This is a genomic window from Kordia sp. E, from assembly GCF_056033805.1.
Genome location: NZ_JBRASR010000003.1, coordinates 149,073 through 170,302, shown reverse-complemented (window position 1 = coordinate 170,302; position 21,230 = coordinate 149,073). Strand labels below are relative to the sequence as shown.

Here is a 21,230-nt window from a genome sequence, read left to right as displayed (position 1 = left end):
TTTTTAGTTAAAGATACAAAGATTTTGTGATGTTTGTTATTGAATTTCGCTAACTACTTTTGCAGGAACACCAGCAATGACAACATTATCTGGAAAGCTTTTGGTTACAACAGCAGCGCTTCCCACAACTACATTTTTACCCAAAGTTACACCTTTTAGAATGGTAACATTGTTTCCAATAAACACATTTTCATTAATAAAAACTTCTTCCGGATTAGGGTCAGTTTCATGACGCTTGTCTATTGCTAAGTTATGAAATGAACTATCACTAACATGAAAATTATAACCGATAACCGTATTTTTGGATATCGTGATTTTTTTTTCAGCCGTAATTACACATGAATTATTGATGGCAACATTTTCACCAAAGTGAATTTCTGCTTGCTTTCCACGTGCTTCTATATAACCATAACCACTTAATAAGTAAGGAGATCTGTAAATTCCAAAACTTGTATTGTTTCCAAAATGTATGGTTCCATCACCTTCTAATAGCAATGGTTGTACATATATTGGTTTTCCTATCGTATTGGCTATGGAACTTAGAAATTTATACCTTCTAACTTTCCAGCGTAATATGATATGTTTTAGGAATTGCTTCATAGTTTCAAAAATACACTTTTTCGTTTAGCTACCCTTTTTCTGCGTTAATTTTACTCGATAATCAATATTTAAAATGTTTCCATGTGTATCTAAATTTCTTGCAAACATCTTATGATTCATTTTCAGGAACTTTACTAAATAACAACTTCCTAAAGATGATTATTAGTAATACTAATGCTATAAAACTTCGCGCACAATGTGCCATTACAACGCCTTCTATTCCAATTTGATTGGTAAAATATATGCTTAACGAATAGAATAATACCAACGAGGTAATTTCCACAAAAAGATAGTATCCAAGCATCTTTTTCGCAAATAATTGATATGCAATTACTAATGAAATTACTTTGAAAAAGTCACCTAATAATTGCCAAAAGAATAAGCTTTCTGTTGGTAAAAAGTCTTCATTATAGATGAACTGAATCACCCAAATTCTAAAAAAATAAATTATGACAAGTCCAATTGCAAATATTGGTAAAATCGTTTTGTAAAAATCAAAAATAATCGCCCTAAAACCTTTAACCGTCTTGTTTTCAGAAAGTTTAGGCAATACATATAACGTTAATAAAGATGTTACAAAGATTAGATATTGATTCGAAATTCGTTGCATTGCTTCCCAATAACCAGCTTCATCTTCGCCAATAGTTTCAATAATGTGATTTCGAACAAACACATAAATCATTGGAAAGATAAATGCCGAAACAGCTGCCATAAGTGTGTATGACATGTATTTTTTTACATAGTTTTTTGAAAGTGCTTTAGTAGTAAACGTCGGTAACGAAATTCGCTCCCTGTATACTAATATTAAACTAAATATCAACAATACTGAAGGTACAATACTTAATGATATTAATGCACCATCCAATTGATGTTTCCAGACTAAATATACTGTAAACGCAAGGTTGACTAAGTATCCAACAATGTTGAGTGTGATGTATTTTTTATACTTTTCAAAACCATTGATAATTCCTAAACACAATACATTTAACGCGTATAATGGCAATACAAATGCTAGAATTTTAAAGATATAACTAAACTCTTTTCCTCTAAAAATAAGTTCATTCCAATAGTTTGCACCAAAAAACAATGCGATTGAAACAACAAAAGTTGCAACCAAAATAATACACAACGCTGTTGATAATACTTTTTGAAGTTCTGTTTTATCATTTTTATGTTCAGCAGTATATTTTATGATTCCTGCACTAATTCCAAACGTTGCAAGCGCATAAACTGTTTTTAGGAAATCGCGTAGATTTCCTACGGAAGCCATTCCTTTTGTTCCCACAAATTCGGCTAACGCCTTTGAAGTCAACACACCAACAAGCACATTAATTAGTATCGCAATACTATTGAAAGAAGTAACTTTCAGTAGTAAATTGTTTGCAATATGCTTTTTAAGTTTGTTCAAATGGTTTAGGAAAATTGGTTTAAAACAGCAATAATTGTATCAATTTCATCCGTTTCTAAAATTGGATTGATTGGTAAACTCAAACATTCTGCATGAATCCTTTCTGTAATCGGAAAGCTCAAATCTTTCCATTCTTTATACGCTTCTTGTTTGTGTGGCGGTGTTTCGTAATGGATTAATGTTCCTATTTCGTTTTCCGTTAAATACGCTTGTAATTTCGCTCTATTTTCTGTTCTAATCACAAATTGATGAAATACATGTGACTCATCATTTTGATAGTTTGGCAAGATGATCAACGGATTCTTAATTTCACTCAAATACCGTTTTGCAATTTGTCTTCTGATTTCATTATCAGCATCCAAATGTGGCAATTTTACATTTAAAAAAGCTGCCTGAATTTCATCCAATCGATTGTTAACACCTTTGTATTGATTTACATATTTTGATGAACTCCCATAGTTGCGCAATTTCGTAATAACTTCTGCTAATTGTTCGTCATTTGTTGTTACTGCGCCAGCTTCACCTAACGCTCCTAAGTTTTTTGTTGGATAGAAACTAAAACCAGCTGCATCACTTAGATTTCCTGCTTTTTTATCATTTCTGTTTTTCGCGCCATGTGCTTGTGCCGCGTCTTCCATGACTAATAGATTGTGCTGTTTTGCGATTTTATGAACTTCCGTCATTTCCACCAATTGTCCATATAAATGAACGACTAATATTGCTTTGGTTTTTGGTGTAATTGCTGCTTCAATTTTTGTTGAATCAAGATTAAATGTCTCCAAATCGGGCTCAACCAATACAGGTTTCAATCCAGCTTTTGTGATTCCTAAAATGCTTGCAATATATGTATTTGCAGGAACGATTACTTCGTCTCCTTCTTGTAGTTTTCCTAAGATTTTATATGCTTCAAAAATCAAGATTAACGCATCTAAACCATTACTAACTCCAACACAATGTTTCGTTGCACAGTAGTCTGCATATGACTTTTCAAAGCCTTTTACATTTGTTCCCAATACATAATATCCTGAATCTAAGAACTTCTTGAATTCTTGTTGAAATTCAGTTTCAAATCGTGCATTGAGTGTATGTAAGTCTAAAAACTTGATCATGTGAGCGAAATTTTAAAGATATCTTGCGTATGACAAATGCAACCGAGTTCTTCTTTTTGTTTAAGCAATCCTGTATTGAAACCTTGTTCATTGTCTGCATCAACCGTTCCCATACTGAAATAGCGCATGCCTTCGTTTTTGAATTTTTCTATGAGATGAATGAAAAGATATTCCAACGCACGCAACGAAGCTCCATTTTCTGTATTGGCTCCATATTGTGATTTTACAACATTGTTATGCTTAAAAATAGTAATTCCCGCTAGGGTTTCACCATCAAGTTTTATGTTGTATTGTATAATTTTTGATGGAAATAACGTTTGCAGTTTGGTAATTTCGGCTAACGAATGTACAGGTTTTGCGCTGTATTTTTCATCAAGTTTTGGCGCTAAAACTTCATTCCAAAATTCTGAAAGACTTCCGTTTTCTTCGATTTCAAAACCTAAACTATAATTCTTTTCGTAATGTTTACGCTTGGTCTTATGAATTTTAAATTCTTGACCGTAATCAATTGCCAAAACTAAATTTCTTGATTGTAGTTTTCCTTTGATTGTTAGAAAATATAATAATTCGTCCGCAGCTTTTTCATAGTATATCTGTGGAATCGTTTTTACATATATTTCTTTAAAACCTTCACTTTTAGCATATTCAACCACCAATTCTAGTAATTGAAATACTTCGTGTGCATTTATATTTTTTGGAACAATCAAACTACCAAACGTTAATCCTTGATGCGAATGAAGTACATTTTCACGAAGATTGGCAGGAAACAAACCAATTAGTTTTTCTTTCTTAAAAAGCAACAGCGAATGGTCTTCAAATCGGTCTTTATGATATTCCATAAAATCACGATAGAAGAGAAACGAACTGTTTTTTGCTGTTGAGACAAAGGTATCCCAAAGCGTTTTGTGTTCACTTGTATATTTGGTTACTGTATAAATTTAGGTTTCGTTTAGAAATAGTGAATTTACTAATTTTAATGGGAGTTTTGTAGAAGTATGATAGGAAAATTGCTTTCTAATTGAAAAACGACTTTTTAACTTCATTATTATATCTCGAATGCGCTCGATTTGATATTATAGTATTCAATAGTCTGCACTTTTCAAATCTTATTAATCAACCTTCCTAAAAACCACATTTCCATCTGAATCAATGTATTCATACACGCCAGTTGGTGCGTTTTTTAAGATGATGGAATGACTTGTATCTTCTTGAAAGTTTTCTAGCAATGATTCGTTATCACCTAAGTATGCGAATACCGTTCTGAATAAATTCACTGGCGTTTTTAGTTTTGAATCGTATGTTGGCACAGCATTGTTTGGCCATTTAATTGCTAATATTGCTGAAAAGGATGAATAAATTAATGTCTTATCCGTTTGCTTTTCAAAGAGTTCTTTGGTGTAATTGAGTCCAACATAACCACCATGATCTGCCGCAATGACAATTAAACAGTTTGGATCATTTTTGATGATAACACTTGTTATTTCAGTAAGCCAAGCATTCGCATCTTTTACTTTTTTGAGATAGTTTTCACGCTCCACCTCTTTTCCTAACGCTAGATTTTTGAAAGTTGTAATGTGTCCTGGAATAATTTTTTCAATGAAGTAAAAATTTCGCTTTCCTTTTTCTCGCTGAATTGTTTTTTCTAAAGGATCAATTAGTTTTTTACTATACGCAAATGAACCAGATCCAAACCAAGGAACTTCTTCTAAACTGAAGTTACATGAATCGTATTTTATTTCTGGTCTATTTACTAACAAATACGGATTTTGCATGAATAGAAACGTCTGATACTCATTGTTTTTGAAGGTTTCAATCACCGGATTGTTTCCAGCAATTACTTCGCGTGCACCAAATAATTGCTCGCCTTTGTAATGATGTTTCATGCCAAACATGGAACTGTTTGACAATACCGTTGACGTATAATTACTTCTGAAATTTTTGTATAGTTTGAAGTTTTTCCCTTCTAAATGTGATTCAAATTGACCATTTTCAAAATTATATGGAGCTTTTGCTAATTCTGAAAAATTCACATAACCATCTGGTTGAATGATATATACATTTGGGAATTTATTAAACTTCGTTTCTACAATTGTATCTGGTTGTGTAAGCCATTCATCCGAATCGAAAATTGCTCGGTATAACGTTGGCAATAGCGTAACGAGTGCCACAAACGCCATGAGAAATTGAATGACGACTATTTTTTTGTATTGTTTTCTGAGTAAAATCGCGAGAAGCGAAAAACCAATAATATATGCTAAGATGATTTTTCGTTGATGAAAACCATAGATTCTTCCCATGAAGTACAACCCAAAAAATGCTGCATTTAGAATTGGCAATAGATATTGTTGAAATTTATTTAGAAATTTTAATCGCTTTGCAACTTGCCAAGAAACCACAAAAACTAGTATCGGAAGTAAAATATATGCACACAATATCACGACAAATTGAAACGCCGAGTTTACCAACATAAAGTTGGAATGATACACATATATGAACGAATATAAACCAGCGGCAATTGCAAACACAATTGGATATTCTTTGTTGTCTTCTACAAATGCTATTATATGTTTTCGGAGTTTAGCTAGCATTTTTTTTCTTGAATAAGTATAGAATTCGTTCCGAATCTGTGATTGTTTTTTTGTCGATTAACTCGAAATGTTCCGAATAGGTTTTTTCAAAATTTTCCAGATTGTAATGTCCAAATTGATCTTTAAATTCTGCCTTCGCATTCAACAAGCGTGTTGCGTAGGAATCGTTTCGTTTTGGAAATTCAATGATGAGATGTTCTGAAAAAGAAGCAAAAAACGCTGCTGAGTTTTCAAAAGGTACATTTCCCGTTAAGGATAAATGATGAATTAACGCGAGTGCTAATACTGCATCCGGTTTGAATTCCTGTAAACGCTGCACAAACGAGAAGCGTTCTGTATTTTGAAATCCAATTGCTGCTGACGGATTGAGCAAATCAATTACAAATGGCAACATATTGGTTTCTTTATTTTTTTTGACTGCATAGTGATTTTGATCCACCGCATTGTTGTCAATATCACCAACTAGTGCAAGTTCTATTTCAGAAGTAATTTGACGTACAAATGTTCCATCATTTCCTCCAACATCAATTATTTTTTTTGCATTTATTGTTTGAATCCAATCGTTAATGATTGTAGATTTTTGTGTAAATGCTGTATCAGAATAGTTTGTTTTTTGGTAATAATTTCCCCATTCCGATTGTTCTTTGAGTTGCAGTTTTTTGATGAAGTTGTATAAACTGTCTATGATATTAAACAATCCTTTTTTAGACAAAGACGCTTGCTTTGTAGCTTGTACATCTTCTTCTTGATGCTTGTTTTCATATTTAGCCAATAGATGAATATTGGTATATAAAAACGGATTGAACTTTGTTGTTTTTGGCAGTAACGAAGCAATCATTTTTAGTGGAATTCCGTCAATGAAATTCGACATCGTTTTTAGGAATTCTGCACCATGATATTTTGACAATAGCAAAGGACCTAAAAAGTGTGTTATGAATTGCTTGTATGCTCGCCAAGGTGTATTTTCTTGATAGAAATCTAGCGAAAGCGTATCTATAAATATTGCATTTCCATTGTGAAAAGCAATGTTGTACGCTGTTGCATCTTTGAGTGAGAAACCGTTTTGCAACGCGTATTTCTGCAATTTTAATGTGAGTAAAGCTGCTTCTTTGTATTGCTGAAAACTCCATTCGTACGGATATGTTATAAACGGAATTTGTTCAGGTTGAATACAGATTTGAGTTTCAGTGTTTTCTATTTCTTCATGTGGAATTAATAGCTTGTGCTGAAATGATTTTTCAAAAAATCCTGAATCTTTTAGCTTGTTGTACTGCGGAAAGTAACTTGGAAATATAACACGTTTGATTACATTATTTTCAACATATACATGTCCGCTAGGATCACGATATGAAGAAGCATGTCGCGAATTATTTGTCATCTTTCGATGGGTTTTCTATCTGAGAATCATCTATATCAATATCGTCAAATACATCTTGATCAGACGTATCTTTATGCAAACCAAGAATGGCTTTTATTTTATACATGACATTTTTAGAAAACAAGACAACTCCTGCAACGATTGCAACGATTGCCTGAATCAACATTGCTCCTAATCCAGCATCAAAATAAAGAAAGTGCATAGTTTGATATTTCGGTAAAGATAGAAAATAGAATTTTAATAATTTGAAGTTCTAAAAAGAGTTTTTTTTAACAACCTGTCTAGGAACGTTCATTTTTGTCTTGACGCAAATCCTTCGACTCTGCTCAGGATAAACCAAGCCAAAAAAGTCAAGGCAATCTATAGGAAATTGCTAAGCAACATTCGTTCATGCGTTTCAGAATTATTTACCAAATACTTCCCAAAAGAAATAATCTCTTTTATCTAAAACTCAGATTTAGGAATGCTGTGGCTTCAAAAATTATTAACGGAAAATATTTGCTATACTTCGGAAAAAGATAATAGCTCGTTTTAACTTCTAAACTATTTAATTACGCATTGCTTTTACGACGTGTAAGATGATAGATATTAATTCCTAAGATTGCAAAGTTGGTAATGATGATTGGTAAACCAATACGCAATGTAGGCATTAAGAAACCGTATGCAACAAATAGCAAACATCCAACAGCATTGATCATTCGCAAGTTTTTTAAGTCTTTCATTGTGAATGAAACTAATACTGCTAATGATGCTAAGTATCCAACCCATTCTGTTCCTGTTATTCCTAATATTTCCATTGTTTTATTTGTTTACTTATTGATTCGTTTGTAAGCAAAAGAAAAGGCTTCACTGCATAACAATGAAACCTTTTTTTGATGTGAATCTTGTTTATATTTTAGATGATTTTGTTACGCTTTCTTTCCACTTCTGTTAAGTGTACTTTTCGTAAACGTAAGAAGTTTGGTGTTACTTCTACATATTCATCTTTTTGAATGTATTCTAATGCTTCTTCTAAAGAGAATTTGATTGCAGGAACAATTTTTGCTTTGTCATCTGCTCCTGAAGAACGTACGTTTGATAATTTTTTCGTTTTTGTAACGTTTACTGTCATGTCGTCTCTACGAGAGTTTTCTCCAATTACTTGTCCTTCATAGATATCTTCTCCTGGATCTACGAAAAACTTCCCTCTGTCTTGTAGTTTGTCAATTGAATATGGAATTGCTGTTCCTTTTTCCATAGATACTAATGAACCATTTTGACGTTCTGGAATTCCACCACGTAATGGTTGGTATTCTTTGTATCTGTGTGCCATGATTGCTTCTCCAGCAGTAGCTGTTAGCAATTGGTTACGCAATCCGATGATTCCTCTTGATGGAATTAAGAATTCGCATACCATACGATCTCCTTTTGCTTCCATACTTAACATTTCACCTTTACGAAGTGATACCATTTCAATTGCTTTTCCAGAAACGTGCTCTGGTAAATCGATTGTTAACTCTTCAATTGGCTCACATTTTTGACCATCAATTTCTTTGATAATTACTTGTGGCTGACCAATTTGTAATTCGTATCCTTCTCTACGCATTGTTTCAATCAATACTGATAAGTGAAGTACACCTCTACCAAATACGATGAACTTGTCTGCGCTATCTGTTTCGTTTACACGTAAAGCTAAGTTTTTCTCTAGCTCTTTCATTAAACGATCTTTAATATGGCGTGATGTTACAAACTTTCCATCTTTTCCGAAGAAAGGTGAATCGTTAATTGTAAATAACATACTCATTGTTGGTTCGTCAATTGCGATTGTTTTTAATCCTTCTGGATTTTCTAAATCTGCAATTGTATCTCCAATTTCAAATCCTTCTAAACCAACAATTGCACAAATATCTCCAACTTGAACTTCCGTAGTTTTCTTTCTACCAAGACCTTCAAATGTGAATAATTCTTTGATTTTTGTTTTAACAATTGATTTATCACGTTTTACCAATGCAACTTGCATTCCTTCTGTTAGCGTTCCTCTTTGTAAACGTCCGATTGCGATACGTCCAGTAAATGAAGAGAAATCTAAAGATGTGATTAACATTTGTGTACTTCCTTCTTCAAATTTTGGTGATGGAATGTGCTCCATAACCATATCTAATAAAGGTTCTATATTTTCTGTTTCGTTTTTCCAGTCATCAGACATCCAGTTGTTCTTAGCTGAACCGTATACCGTTGGAAAATCTAATTGCCATTCTTCAGCACCTAATTCAAACATTAAATCGAATACTTTTTCGTGTACTTCGTCTGGCGTACAGTTTTCTTTGTCTACTTTGTTTACTACTACACAAGGTTTTAATCCTAAGTCAATTGCTTTTTGAAGTACAAAACGCGTTTGCGGCATTGGTCCTTCAAAGGCATCTACTAATAGTAAAACTCCATCAGCCATATTTAATACACGCTCTACTTCTCCTCCGAAATCGGCGTGACCTGGTGTATCGATAATGTTGATTTTTGTTCCTTTGTAGTTTACAGAAACGTTTTTAGAGGTAATCGTAATTCCACGCTCACGTTCTAAATCGTTGTTATCAAGAATTAAATCTCCTGTATTTTCATTTTCACGAAATAGTTGACAGTGATACATGATCTTGTCTACCAACGTTGTTTTCCCGTGATCTACGTGTGCAATAATTGCAATATTTTTTATTGAAGCCATCTTTACCTCTTATTTTTAAGCGTGCAAATGTACTGTTTATTTGTTAGAGAATGTAACTTTCCTCAATTTTTTAAGTTATCTTTCTGTTAATTAATCTTTTAGAACATTTATTTACTATCCTTTTTTTAGCAGATTTACATCATATTTTATGTATCTACGTTTTCATAATACTATGTTTACTGCATTCCCGTAAGGCGTTAGTTTTCAGATTTTTCACTTTTAAGTATTCTATTTTTAATCATAAAAACACCTACCATGTTAAAGAATATTTTAAAAATAAACGGAATAAAAGAGTTGAATAAAACTCAACAACAAAACACTTTAGGAGGTTTCATTGGAAATTGTTCTAGCTATAATGGTCCAGTTTGCTTTGGTCCAGTCCAAGGTTGTGGAAGCTGCGCTCATTATAACTCTTTACCTATTGAATATCAAGCATGTGCTTTGGTTCATATAAGCTGCGAAGAGTTTGATCCAATATAAAAACAAACGAACTTTTGCGTGTTTTTCAACTACTTTTGCTACAAGAAGTAGATTTCCTTTTTGCTTTTGAAATTTACAGTATCTTTATGCAAAATTTATAATTTATGCAACTGAGTTCTATTCCAAAAATAAAACATACTGATTCTAATAACTTTTTTTTACTTGCAGGTCCATGTGCTATTGAAGGCGAAGATATGGCATTGCGTATTGCAGAAAAGGTACTTAAAATTACGGATGCTTTAGAAATTCCGTATGTGTTTAAAGGAAGCTTTAAGAAGGCAAACCGTAGTCGAATTGATAGTTTTACTGGAATTGGAGATGAAAGTGCTTTAAAGATACTTAGAAAGGTTTCTGAGACCTTTGATGTACCAACTGTTACAGACATTCATGAAGCTTCAGATGCTGCAAAAGCTGCTGAATATGTAGATGTATTACAAATTCCTGCATTTTTGGTTCGTCAAACAGATTTGGTTGTGGCTGCTGCCAAAACAGGAAAAGTTGTAAACTTGAAGAAAGGACAGTTTATGAGCCCTGAAAGCATGCAACATGCTGTGAAGAAAGTACACGATTCTGGAAATCAAAATGCTTGGATTACTGACAGAGGAACTATGTTTGGATATCAAGATATGATTGTTGATTTTCGTGGAATTCCTACGATGAAACAGTTTGCTCCAACCGTGTTGGATGTGACACATTCGTTACAACAACCAAATCAATCGAGTGGTGTTACAGGTGGAAGACCTGACATGATTGAAACAATTGCGCGTGCTGGTGTTGTGAATAATGTAGATGGATTGTTTATTGAAACACATTTTGATCCTGCAAATGCAAAAAGTGATGGCGCAAATATGTTACACTTAGATCATTTGGAAAAATTGTTAACTAACTTGGTTAAGATTCGTAAAACGATTAATTCTCTTTAGATTTACTTAGAATTTAATTATTTAACATAAGTTTCATTTAAATAAAATTTTGAAACTCAGTTTTTTATTTTCGTTTTCTTTGATCGCACAAAGAAAAGAAACAAAAGAAAATGCGCTTTTCCAGAGGTATTTTTAATTTTTTTACAGGAAAAATTAAAACTGCAATGATTTTTCTAAATTTTCTCCAAGGATTCAAAAATTTTTAACGAAAAACCCCTGCTATACTGCGGAAAAGAAAAAATCACCCTTGATATCTATATCGAATTTACGTTATTTAGGACTTACAACTTCAACTAATGATAAATTAAATTCAACATATTACATTGAGTAGTCGTTAAAATGTTAGCATCTATTTTTTACATCTAAAATTCAACATTTATAATTCAAAGTAACTAATACAAACTAGCGGCTTTTTTTAGTACTTCCATTAAAATTTTATCGTTGATATCTTCAACTTCTTTGTAGCGTAACGAAGCCATTACTTTCCGCTTTTCTGTAACCAAGTGTTCCTTATGTATTAGAATTTGTCCACCTTTTACAATGCCAATATCTACATATTGTCTTTTGTGACTTGCATTTAAGTAGCAAAATGGTTTTCCTTTTAGGTAATAGAACGGAATTCTGTATTTGTATTTTAATTCAATGTTGGGAAATGTAAACTCGATCAATACTTGTAATTGCAGTAAGATAGATTTGTAAGGTTCCGGTTGTTGTAATATGTAATTTTCAGCAGGATTCATTTTTCTATATCTAAAACCCTAAGATAGGTTTTATTTTGAAATTAGGGTATAAAAAAAGACTTCTACGTAGAAGTCTTTTTTTATATATACCTTAAACTATTAACAATATTTTATTGTTATTTCACATTCAGTTTTTGTTGGAAGATTTCCTACGCAATATTCAGTATCACCTGTTCTTGTCGTTGGACGTGAGCATACAGTAACATCTTGAGATAAACATGCGTTATCTAATGTTGGATTGGGTATACATCCTGATGATATACAGGTAAAGCCGTTTACAGATACTATTTGTGTATCTGCTCCTTGCAACGTACCTCCTTTTATATTATTGGCTATATTAAAAGATACAATCGTAGTTTTTTGGAATTTTAATTTAGAGAGGAATTCTTTTTTTTTCATTTCACTATGGTTTTATTAAGTTACCCTCAAATATATATCCAGAAGTATTACATTTCAATAAACTATATCTAGAAATTCATAAATTCCGAGTGTAAATAAATTTATTCAATATTCTGATTATCAAGACTTTTAATGAAATATGAAGGGTATAAACCAGTTTTATTTTTAAAAGCTCTAGAAAATGATTCTGAACGATTAAATCCTATTTCTTGCGCAATCGAATCTATGGTGTAGGAACGGAATTTTTTATCCTCTTTTAATCGTTTAATAGCATAATTGACACGTAAGTCAGTAATATACGCTGTAAATGATTTTCCTTTATGTGCATTTACTAATTTTGATAAATAAGACGTGTTTGTTTTTAGTTTTTTAGCTACTTCATTTAAACTACAATGCTTACTTAAATATGATTTTTTTGCTTCAAAGACGTCTAGTTTTTTTAGTAATTTCGCCTTAGTTTCATCTATAATTTCAACATCTTTCACTACAGTTTTTGTAGTTTTCTTTAAAACTATTTCTTCTGGAGCAACTTTAGCAATAGCAATTATTTTTTCTTCTTTTTCCTCTTCTAAACTTTTTAGAATTGCTGTAAATTTTCGTTGATTATTTTCCTCTCGCTTTTTATAAAAATAAATTAATCCACTTATAATTAATAACGCTAAAAAAATACTTATATATAATAACACCTGAGTTTTTTGAGTTTTTTTCTCAGCCTGACTTAGTTCTTCTTTCAAAGATTTCAAATCATATTTTTTTATTATTTCAATACCAATAGCATTTTGTTTTTTATCATTTTCAGTATATACTTCGTTTGTTTTTTCGAAATAATATAAACTCTTTTCTGTATTTCCAATTTCTTTATAGGATTTCCCCAAAAACTCATACATATCATCTAAACTAAAGAAATTTGTATTTTTTTGTTGCTGATTAAGTTCTATTGTCTCTAAAATATTAATAGCTTTTCTGTATTCTTTTTTGCTGTAATATACTTTTGCTATATTAAGATTTATAAAAGGTATTTGTAGTCTTGAAGTTTTAATTTTATTTGCATAATTTAAAGCTTTATCTAGATACAGTATTGTGTTTTGATACATTCCTTTTGCTAGGAACGTTTCACCTAAAAAATTATATAAATATGTTTTAGCGTCCTCGTCTCCATACTGATTACTAAGCTCAATTCCTTTATTGCCATAATATTCAGCTTTTTCATAATTTTCTAAACGTAAATATGATTTTGTAAGTGCTATATATATACTAACTTCTAATCTATTTAATTTATTTGATTGTTCTTTTTCAAGAATTTTCAGCGTTCCCTCCAACAATTCAACAGCTCCTTTATTGTCGTTTACTTCAATTTTTAATAAAGCTATATTTTTAAATATTGCTAATTGTTTACCAATTTGTTTTGTTTGCTTGGCAAGTTCCATTGCTTTAATATAACTTTCCATTGACTCCTTATACTTACTATTATCATAATATAAGTCTCCTTTAAAGATATATGTTCTCAATAGTAAGTCAAGTGAATTTATTTTTTCAGCAATTTCTGTTGCTTTAAGTGTATTACTTATTGATTTCTTGAAATTAGTTTCGTAATTGTTCCATTTTGCTAAGCAATAATATCCCCAAAACTGAGCTTCTAAATTTTCAGAATCTGTCATATTATTTTTCACATATTCTAAGCAAATACTCACCCTTTCTACATCTTCCATGTATTTTTGCATAAATAAACGAGCAAATTCCTTTGGCGGTAATTCTTTTAAAGATGCTTTAAATGCTGATTGATCAAAGCTTTGAATTGTATCTTGTACAGTATTTTTTGCAAATGATTCCTGATTATAACCAAAGGAAATAATAAATAATAGAAGTACCAGATATTTTTGGAGGTGCATATACAGTAGGTTTTAATGCTTTATTGAATCGGTAGTATATCAAAAATAACGGTTTTCCTGTATTTTAACTATAGTTTTGCCTTCAATTTTTAACATTTGTTATTAGTTTACTTGAAATCACATAAGAATTCTCCTTTTTACTTTTAGTGATAGCAAGCATAACATTAATCAATCTCTTGACTATTTAGTTCTTTTATAAAATAAGAAGGGTAGAGTCCTGTTTTTAATTTAAACGATTTAGAAAATGGTTCTGCACGAATATACCCAACTTCTTTTGCAATTGCCTCAATTGTATATAATCTGAATTTTTTATCGTTCTTCAAACGATCTACCACATAGTATACTCGCAATTCTTTAATGTAGTTACTAAAAGATTTTCCTTTATGTTTATTTACTGTTTTAGACAGATACGTTGGATTTGTATTTAATTTTGATGCTACGTGAGCTAACGTAATATCTTTCTTTAAGTATAGTTTTTTCTCTTCAAATTTTTTTAGTTTTCCCAATACTTCGAAGGCTATTGCATTTGAAATATAGTTTTTATCATTTTCAGAAATGATTTTAATTGGTTTTAATTCTTCCGATTCATCATTTGGTAGGTTTGATGTTTCAAGTAGTTTTTCAAACTTCTTTTTATTTTGTCTTTCTCGATTTATATAGATCAAACTAAAACCTACTATTAATAGTAATGATAAAAATATACTGACAATTAACCATATACTTTTACTTTCCGATTTTTCTTGCGCTGCATCTAATTCTTCTTTAAGTTCAGCTAAATCGTATTTTCGTATAATTTCTAAATTAATTTCAGCTCGTTTTTTATCATTTTGAATATCTATTTCACTTGCTTTTTCATAGTATCGTATACTTTCATTTATATTTCCTAACAGCTTGTAGGACTTCGCCAAATAATAATACATTTCTTGTATACTTAGAATCTCAAAATCATGATCACTTTTCATTTTCTCAATTTTGAGAAGTTCATCTATTGCTTGTGTATATTTTTGTTCATCATAATAAGTTTTTGCTCTGTATAATTTAATGAATAATAAGATGCTTTCTTTTCCTTTACTCTTTGTTACCAAGTCCTCTGACTCATCTAAAAAGTTATAGCATTTTTTAAATTCTTTTTTGAATCTCGCAATTTCTGCAAATCCTGATAAAAAATATGCTTTTGAAATTGGATTATTTAAGCCTTCTTCATTAAGCTGTATGCCTTTACTACAAAAGACTTCAGCAGATTCGTAGTCTTCTATCTTAATAAAAGCTCCACATAAATCTATATAGATATTCACTGTACTAGATTTAGGAATTAAACCTGGATTCTCTTTAACTTTTTCTAGATTTTCAAGTAGTAATTCAATTGCACCTCTGATATCGTTAGCTTGCATTTTAATTAAAGCTACATTCATAGCAATAATTATTTCTCTTTTTGTGTTTTTTTGTTTTTTAGCAATAATGAGTGCATTATCATAAGCATCTAATGCACCTTTATGATCAGTACTATAAAAACAATAAACTCCTTTACGTAAATACGCTAAGTAAAGTATACTGTCATTTTTTATTTTTTTAGCAGCTTCTATTCCATTATCTGTAAATAATATTGCTTTTTCGTAATTTCCTTTTTTTTCTTCCCATATAGATAGTGTAATACTTGCACTTCCAACTTCTTTTAAGTTTCGAGAGGTTAAAAACTTATTTTCAATATATTTTGCTACAATACTTGTTTTTAATGAATCTTCGTCTAATACATTATATAAAGCGAGCGCTAGGTTATATGGTGATTTTCCTTCAAGTGATTTTTTAAGAGTAAGTGTATCTAATTGAATTGAAGTATTTATATTTTGGGAAGACACAGAAACGGCAATACAATGAGTAAGTACAAATAATAAATAAAAATTATATTTTTTTAGCCAATCTAGAAACATCTATTTTGTTAAGGGACTTTTTATGTAAGGTTTAGAATCAAAAATAACGGTTTTACAGTATTTTAACTATAGTTTTTCCTTCAATTTTCAGTAAACGTCATTAGTTTATTAGTAATCAAATAGGTATAATTTAATAACTGGACTCGTATTTTATGAATTAAGATAACCATTTTGAAAGTTATCATTCATATTTTTTTGTTTGTAATATGATAGTAATAGCTTTGCTTTCAACTACTACGATAGTTAGAAAATAAAGTCCAATTTAAAAAACGTTGTTGATGCAATTTATTGTGTACATTATTATGAAGATTTTTTCTTAGGAACATCTGTTTAAAAAGTAAGGTATAAAAAAACTCCCTAAATAATTTAGAGAGTTTTTGTATAATTTAAAAATGCATCTTAGCATTTTGCTGAGCCTGCAATGCAATTCTCGTCTGATTCATTTATTATTGTTATCCCTGTTTTACAGTCATCCTCCTCAGTATTACATTCTTCAATTGTTAACGCACATAATACAACAGACCCAACAGTCTCAGGATCACCACCTTTAAGAAGGTTTAATGTTGCAATACTAACTTTGTTTACTTCTAACTTTAATTTTCTTTCTTTTTTCATATTCTAACTATTTTAAATAATTAATGTTATTTCAAATATAGTAGAAAATGAAATTGACACTTTATACAGTTAGTCGTAATTTATAAATAACGACTATCCTTTATCGCTATTTACCTGTTTATCAATCTCTTTAATAAAATATGAAGGATAGAGTCCAGTTTTCACTTTGAAGGCTTTTGAGAAAGATTCTGATCGTTTGAAGCCAATTTCTTGAGCAATAGCTCCAATAGTGAAGGATCTAAATTTACGATCATGTGATAATCGTTCTATAGCATAATCAACTCGTAAGTCTGTTATATATGTAGTAAATGATTTTTCTTTATGTGTATTTATCACCTTTGAAAGATAGGTTGTATTGGTTTGAATTTTTTTGGCAACTTCTACTAAGGTACTGTCTTTACTTAAGAACAATTCTTTTTCTTCAAATTCATCTAATTTATGTAAGATTGCTAAAATTTTTGGATCAATTTCAGCAGGTTTCTGTTGAGATTTTTCTTTAGATGTATTTGTAGAAGTTTCATTGGAGCTCGTAAGTTTTCCTTTTTGTCGTTTTTCTTCTAACTGATTCATTAAAGCAGCAAAGCGTTTTTTATTTTTTGCTTGCTGTTTTTTATTAAAAATAATTAAACCAATTATAATCAATAGTAACAATATAATTCCAGTGACATAGAGGTATTTGGTGCTCAATGATTTTGCCTCTAAAGCATCTATTTCTTCTCTTAATTTAACTAAGTCAAATTTATTAATGATACTGGTTTTTAGTTCATCTTTCTTTTTATCATTTTGTGCATCTAATTCACTAGCTTTTTCATGATACTTTATACCTAGTTCTGCATTTCCTAATGCTGTATATGATTTTGCTAAGTAAAAATAGACTCCTTGAAGACCTAGAAAATCTATTTTGAGTTCTTCTTTTAATTGTTCAAGTTCCAATAATTCTTCTATTGTCAAATTATATTTTTCAGCTGCATAATATGTTTTCCCTCTGTAAAGTTTCACAAATAACTCTAAACTCTTATCTGTATTAGTTTCACTCAACAATTCTTCCGTTTCATCTAATAATTCATGCGCCCTTTTATAATTCCCTCTTGAAGTTTCTATTTCAGCGAATGCTGATAAAAAATGAGGTATTTCCCTAGTCTTTTTTAAAGATCTACTGATTTTCATTCCCTCATCACAGTAAAAACTTGCAGATTCATAATCTTCAATGTTTATATGTGCTGCACATAAGCTAACGTAGAAATTTAACTTCTGACTTTCACTTATTATATCTGGTCTTTCATTAATAATCTTTAATTTTTCTAATAGTAAAGAAATAGCTCCTCTCTCATCATTTGCCTGTACTTTAATAAGCGCTATATTACCAGACAATACAATTTCTCTTTTAATATCTTTTTTAAGTTTTGCTATATCAAGTGCTTTATAAAAAGGTTCTAATGCTTTCAAATTATCTCCTCTTTTATAATAAAGACTTCCTTTTTTCAAATATGCTAGATATAGTAGACTGTCATTTTTTATTTTTTTAGCTACTTCTATTCCTTTATCAAATAAAGAATATGCTTCTTTAAAATTTCGTTGTTTTTCTTCCCAAAATGGTAATAGTATACAAGCTATTGTTACTTGTTCTAAATCATCAGAATTTAAATAATTACCTCTAATGTACTTAGCCAAGATTGCGGTCTTTAGTGAATCTTTATTTTTTACTTTTTGAAAAAGATGACTAACAGCGTAAAGTGATTTTTTCTCTAACGATTTTTTAAATGCAATAGTATCTAATGGTTCTGATTCAGTAGCATCATCTTGTGCAAATACAATGTTAGAAGTAAAAATCATAACGATACACAGAAAAAATGTAGTGTATTTTTTAAGGAGGGATATTGACATATGTTTGTTGGTGTTCTATTCTAGGTAAACTCAAAAATAGCGGTTTTTCAGTATTTTAACTATAGTTTTACCTTCAATTTTAAGTAATCCTCATTAGTTGCTTACTAATGAAGCTACTATCTTTTTGAAAAATGAGCTTGTATTTTATGAATTCAAATACCCATTTTGAAAGTTATCATTCATATTTTTTTGCTTATGATATGACAGTAATAGCTTTGCTTTCAACTACTCAATAGTTAAAAAAGAAGGTTCTATTTAAAACACATTATTGATGCGGTTCTTTTTCGCACATTATTATGAAGATTTTTTCTCAGGAAAAGCATCTATTTAAAAAGTAAGATATAAAAAAACTCCCTAAATAATTTAGAGAGCTTTTATGGGTTTATGATTTTGTATTATTAACATCCATCAGATTGGACTATACAATGTCTTACAGTTATAATTGTTTTAGTGGCTCCTGTAACACTTGGAGGAGGATCACATGTTAAATTTGTATCAGGACATAGTTCCGTTAATGTACATTGGGTTAAACCATCTGTAGCACACAATACAACAGATCCTACAGTTGTGTTATCTGTACCGCCATATAGCGTATGAAGATTTGATATTCTTACCTTGTTTACAATCAGTTTTAGTTTTCTTTCTTTTTTCATATTATAGGGAATTTTAAATAATTAATGTTACCTCAAATATAATAGAAAATGAAATCGATGATTGTATGTGCTTGTCGTGATTTATAAATAACGATTATCCTGTTCCTTTACTTAGCTGTTTTTCAAGCTCTTTAATAAAGTACGAAGGATAGAGTCCTGTTTTAACTTTAAATGCTTTTGCGAAAGATTCCGAGCGTTTGAAACCAACTTCTTGCGCAATAGCACCAATGGTAAAGGATCTAAATTTACGATCGTGTGACAATCGTTCTATAGCATAATCAACTCGTAAATCAGTTAAATATGCAGTAAATGATTTTTCTTTATGTGTATTAATTACTTTAGAAAGGTAGGTTGTATTGGTTTGAATTTTCTTAGCAACTTCCACTAATGTGCTATCTTGACTTATATATAATTCTTTCTCTTCAAATTCATTTAATTTTTCTAAAATCTCTGCCATTTTTGGATCAATTTCAGTAGATTTTATTTTTGAAGTATCTTTTGATGTTACTGTAGCTACAACTTTTTTATCAGCTTGTGTTACTTGATTATCAAGTTTTCCTTTTTGTCGTTTTTCTTCTAACTGACTCATTAAGTTAGCAAAACGCTGTTTGTTTTTTTGTTGTTGTTTCTTATTAAATATTAGTAAACCTATAATTACAATAATTAGTAAAATTATTCCAGAAATGTAAAAGAGTTTTGTCCGCTGTGATTTTCGTTTTAAATCTTCTATTTCTTCTTTCAGTTCTGGAAGATCATATTTTTCGATAAGATTTGTGTTTATTTCATTTCGCTTCTTATCATTTTCATTACTTATTTGTTCTCCCTTATCATAATAAATTATGGCTTCATCTGCATTTCCAAGCTCTTTGTACGATTTTGCCAAAAAGTAATACATTTCCTGAATACCTAAGATTTCGTGTTTATAATCATAGTCGCTCTTCAATTCTTCGATTTTCAATAATTCATCTACTGCTAACTGATATTTTTGTTCGTCATAATATGTTTTTGCTTTGTAGAGTTTTAAAAATAAACTTAGATTATCTTGTCCAAAGCGCTTGTCCATTATTCTTTGTGCTTCATCCAATAGTTGATGAGATTTTTCAAACTCTTTTTTACTTCTAGCTATTTCAGCGAAAGCAGACAAAAGATGCACAGAAGACATTGGATCTTTTTTTTCCTCATTAATTTTCATTCCAGTTTCACAGTAATCAGCAGCAGCGTCATAATCTTCAAGATAAATATAAGCTCCACAAATATTTACATATATGCTTAGCTTTGATCCCTGGTTTAGTAAATCAGGCTGTTGATCTGTTTGATTCAGAATATCAAGAAAGGTTTCTATAGCACCTTCTCTATCTTTTGCTTGCAATCTTACCAAAGCAATATTGCTTTTCACAAAGATTTCATTTTTTATGTTTTTTTCTTTTTTAGCAATAGCAAGTGCCTCATAATACAATTTTAAGGCAGGTTTATAATCCGCTTTATTGAAATGACTAGTCCCTTTTCGTAATAATCCTAGATATCGTAAGCTATCATTGTTTATCTCTCTAGAAATTTTAATTCCTTTAGCTACTAATGATATTGCCTTATCTATATTTCCATTTTCCACTTCCCAAACATATAATGATATGTATGCTCCTGCTTTTTCTTTAGGATTTTCAGACGTTAAATACGTGTTTTCAATATGCTTGGCTATAATACTTACTTTTAAAAAATCTACATCTATTTCTTTGTACATTTCTAGAACTAAAGGATGTAACGCTTTTCCGTTTAGTGTTTCTTTAAATGCAATGGTATCTAGTGGTTCTGATTCAGTTACATTATCTTGTGCAAATACATTGTTAGAAGCAAATAACATAACTGTACACAAGAAAAGTGTAGTGTATTTTTTAATGAGGGATATTGACATATGGTTTTGTTGTAGTTCTTTTCTGGGGAATA

General features: G+C 30.5%; 19 protein-coding genes. 2 read left to right on the top strand and 17 right to left on the bottom strand.

Going from position 1 to position 21,230, the window contains the following annotated elements:
* Positions 1 to 36: 36 nt before the first annotated feature.
* From ACUUYC_RS13840 to typA, 9 genes are all read right to left on the bottom strand, one after another.
* Complete coding sequence (locus ACUUYC_RS13840) at positions 37 to 600, bottom strand: acyltransferase (RefSeq protein WP_474266597.1); 564 nt, start codon at positions 598 to 600, stop codon at positions 37 to 39.
* A 109-nt stretch (positions 601 to 709) separates the two neighbouring features.
* Complete coding sequence (locus ACUUYC_RS13835) at positions 710 to 2,008, bottom strand: O-antigen translocase (RefSeq protein ID WP_474266595.1); 1,299 nt, start codon at positions 2,006 to 2,008, stop codon at positions 710 to 712.
* A gap of 5 nt (positions 2,009 to 2,013) precedes the next feature.
* Positions 2,014 to 3,117, bottom strand: a complete 1,104-nt coding sequence (locus ACUUYC_RS13830) for a DegT/DnrJ/EryC1/StrS family aminotransferase (RefSeq protein WP_474266593.1) — start codon at positions 3,115 to 3,117, stop codon at positions 2,014 to 2,016.
* Positions 3,114 to 3,956, bottom strand: a complete 843-nt coding sequence (locus ACUUYC_RS13825) for a GNAT family N-acetyltransferase (RefSeq protein WP_474266591.1) — start codon at positions 3,954 to 3,956, stop codon at positions 3,114 to 3,116. The genes ACUUYC_RS13830 and ACUUYC_RS13825 overlap by 4 nt, the downstream gene beginning before the upstream one ends.
* A 270-nt stretch (positions 3,957 to 4,226) precedes the next feature.
* The gene (locus ACUUYC_RS13820; RefSeq protein ID WP_474266589.1) at positions 4,227 to 5,705 is read right to left on the bottom strand and encodes a hypothetical protein; all 1,479 of its coding nucleotides are present in this window, start codon (positions 5,703 to 5,705) and stop codon (positions 4,227 to 4,229) included.
* Positions 5,695 to 7,083 carry a class I SAM-dependent methyltransferase gene (locus ACUUYC_RS13815; protein WP_474266587.1) on the bottom strand — a complete coding sequence of 463 codons (1,389 nt, stop codon included), beginning with the start codon at positions 7,081 to 7,083 and terminating at the stop codon, positions 5,695 to 5,697. Before ACUUYC_RS13815 ends, ACUUYC_RS13820 begins: the two co-directional genes overlap by 11 nt.
* Positions 7,073 to 7,285, bottom strand: coding sequence for a hypothetical protein (locus tag ACUUYC_RS13810; protein ID WP_474266585.1), 213 nt, complete (start codon positions 7,283 to 7,285; stop codon positions 7,073 to 7,075). The genes ACUUYC_RS13815 and ACUUYC_RS13810 overlap by 11 nt, the downstream gene beginning before the upstream one ends.
* Before the next feature lie 349 nt (positions 7,286 to 7,634).
* Positions 7,635 to 7,880, bottom strand: coding sequence for a uroporphyrinogen decarboxylase (locus ACUUYC_RS13805; RefSeq protein WP_474266583.1), 246 nt, complete (start codon positions 7,878 to 7,880; stop codon positions 7,635 to 7,637).
* 98 nt (positions 7,881 to 7,978) lie between these two features.
* The gene (gene typA / locus ACUUYC_RS13800; protein ID WP_474266581.1) at positions 7,979 to 9,778 is read right to left on the bottom strand and encodes a translational GTPase TypA; all 1,800 of its coding nucleotides are present in this window, start codon (positions 9,776 to 9,778) and stop codon (positions 7,979 to 7,981) included.
* A 255-nt stretch (positions 9,779 to 10,033) separates the two neighbouring features.
* Between typA and ACUUYC_RS13795 the strand changes: the two genes are divergently transcribed.
* Both ACUUYC_RS13795 and kdsA read left to right on the top strand, forming a co-directional pair.
* Complete coding sequence (locus tag ACUUYC_RS13795) at positions 10,034 to 10,258, top strand: hypothetical protein (RefSeq protein ID WP_298422812.1); 225 nt, start codon at positions 10,034 to 10,036, stop codon at positions 10,256 to 10,258.
* 104 nt (positions 10,259 to 10,362) lie between these two features.
* Positions 10,363 to 11,181, top strand: a complete 819-nt coding sequence (gene kdsA, locus ACUUYC_RS13790; protein WP_474266579.1) for a 3-deoxy-8-phosphooctulonate synthase — start codon at positions 10,363 to 10,365, stop codon at positions 11,179 to 11,181.
* Between the two features lie 392 nt (positions 11,182 to 11,573).
* On the opposite strand, the gene ACUUYC_RS13785 is transcribed toward kdsA, so the two are convergent.
* The 8 genes from ACUUYC_RS13785 to ACUUYC_RS13750 form a co-directional block, all read right to left on the bottom strand.
* Positions 11,574 to 11,921 carry a DUF1801 domain-containing protein gene (locus tag ACUUYC_RS13785; RefSeq protein WP_474266577.1) on the bottom strand — a complete coding sequence of 116 codons (348 nt, stop codon included), beginning with the start codon at positions 11,919 to 11,921 and terminating at the stop codon, positions 11,574 to 11,576.
* 99 nt (positions 11,922 to 12,020) lie between these two features.
* On the bottom strand, positions 12,021 to 12,320 hold the full coding sequence (locus ACUUYC_RS13780; protein WP_474266575.1) for a hypothetical protein: 300 nt from the start codon (positions 12,318 to 12,320) through the stop codon (positions 12,021 to 12,023).
* A gap of 101 nt (positions 12,321 to 12,421) precedes the next feature.
* Positions 12,422 to 14,209, bottom strand: a complete 1,788-nt coding sequence (locus ACUUYC_RS13775; RefSeq protein ID WP_474266573.1) for a helix-turn-helix domain-containing protein — start codon at positions 14,207 to 14,209, stop codon at positions 12,422 to 12,424.
* Positions 14,210 to 14,373: 164 nt separating this feature from the next.
* Complete coding sequence (locus ACUUYC_RS13770; protein WP_474266571.1) at positions 14,374 to 16,137, bottom strand: helix-turn-helix domain-containing protein; 1,764 nt, start codon at positions 16,135 to 16,137, stop codon at positions 14,374 to 14,376.
* A 399-nt stretch (positions 16,138 to 16,536) separates the two neighbouring features.
* Positions 16,537 to 16,752: a hypothetical protein gene (locus ACUUYC_RS13765; RefSeq protein WP_474266569.1), complete on the bottom strand. Its 216-nt coding sequence runs from the start codon at positions 16,750 to 16,752 to the stop codon at positions 16,537 to 16,539.
* 93 nt (positions 16,753 to 16,845) lie between these two features.
* Positions 16,846 to 18,636, bottom strand: coding sequence for a helix-turn-helix domain-containing protein (locus tag ACUUYC_RS13760; protein ID WP_474266567.1), 1,791 nt, complete (start codon positions 18,634 to 18,636; stop codon positions 16,846 to 16,848).
* A gap of 398 nt (positions 18,637 to 19,034) precedes the next feature.
* On the bottom strand, positions 19,035 to 19,289 hold the full coding sequence (locus tag ACUUYC_RS13755) for a hypothetical protein (RefSeq protein WP_474266565.1): 255 nt from the start codon (positions 19,287 to 19,289) through the stop codon (positions 19,035 to 19,037).
* Positions 19,290 to 19,383: 94 nt separating this feature from the next.
* Positions 19,384 to 21,198, bottom strand: coding sequence for a helix-turn-helix domain-containing protein (locus ACUUYC_RS13750; RefSeq protein ID WP_474266563.1), 1,815 nt, complete (start codon positions 21,196 to 21,198; stop codon positions 19,384 to 19,386).
* Positions 21,199 to 21,230 lie beyond the last annotated feature (32 nt).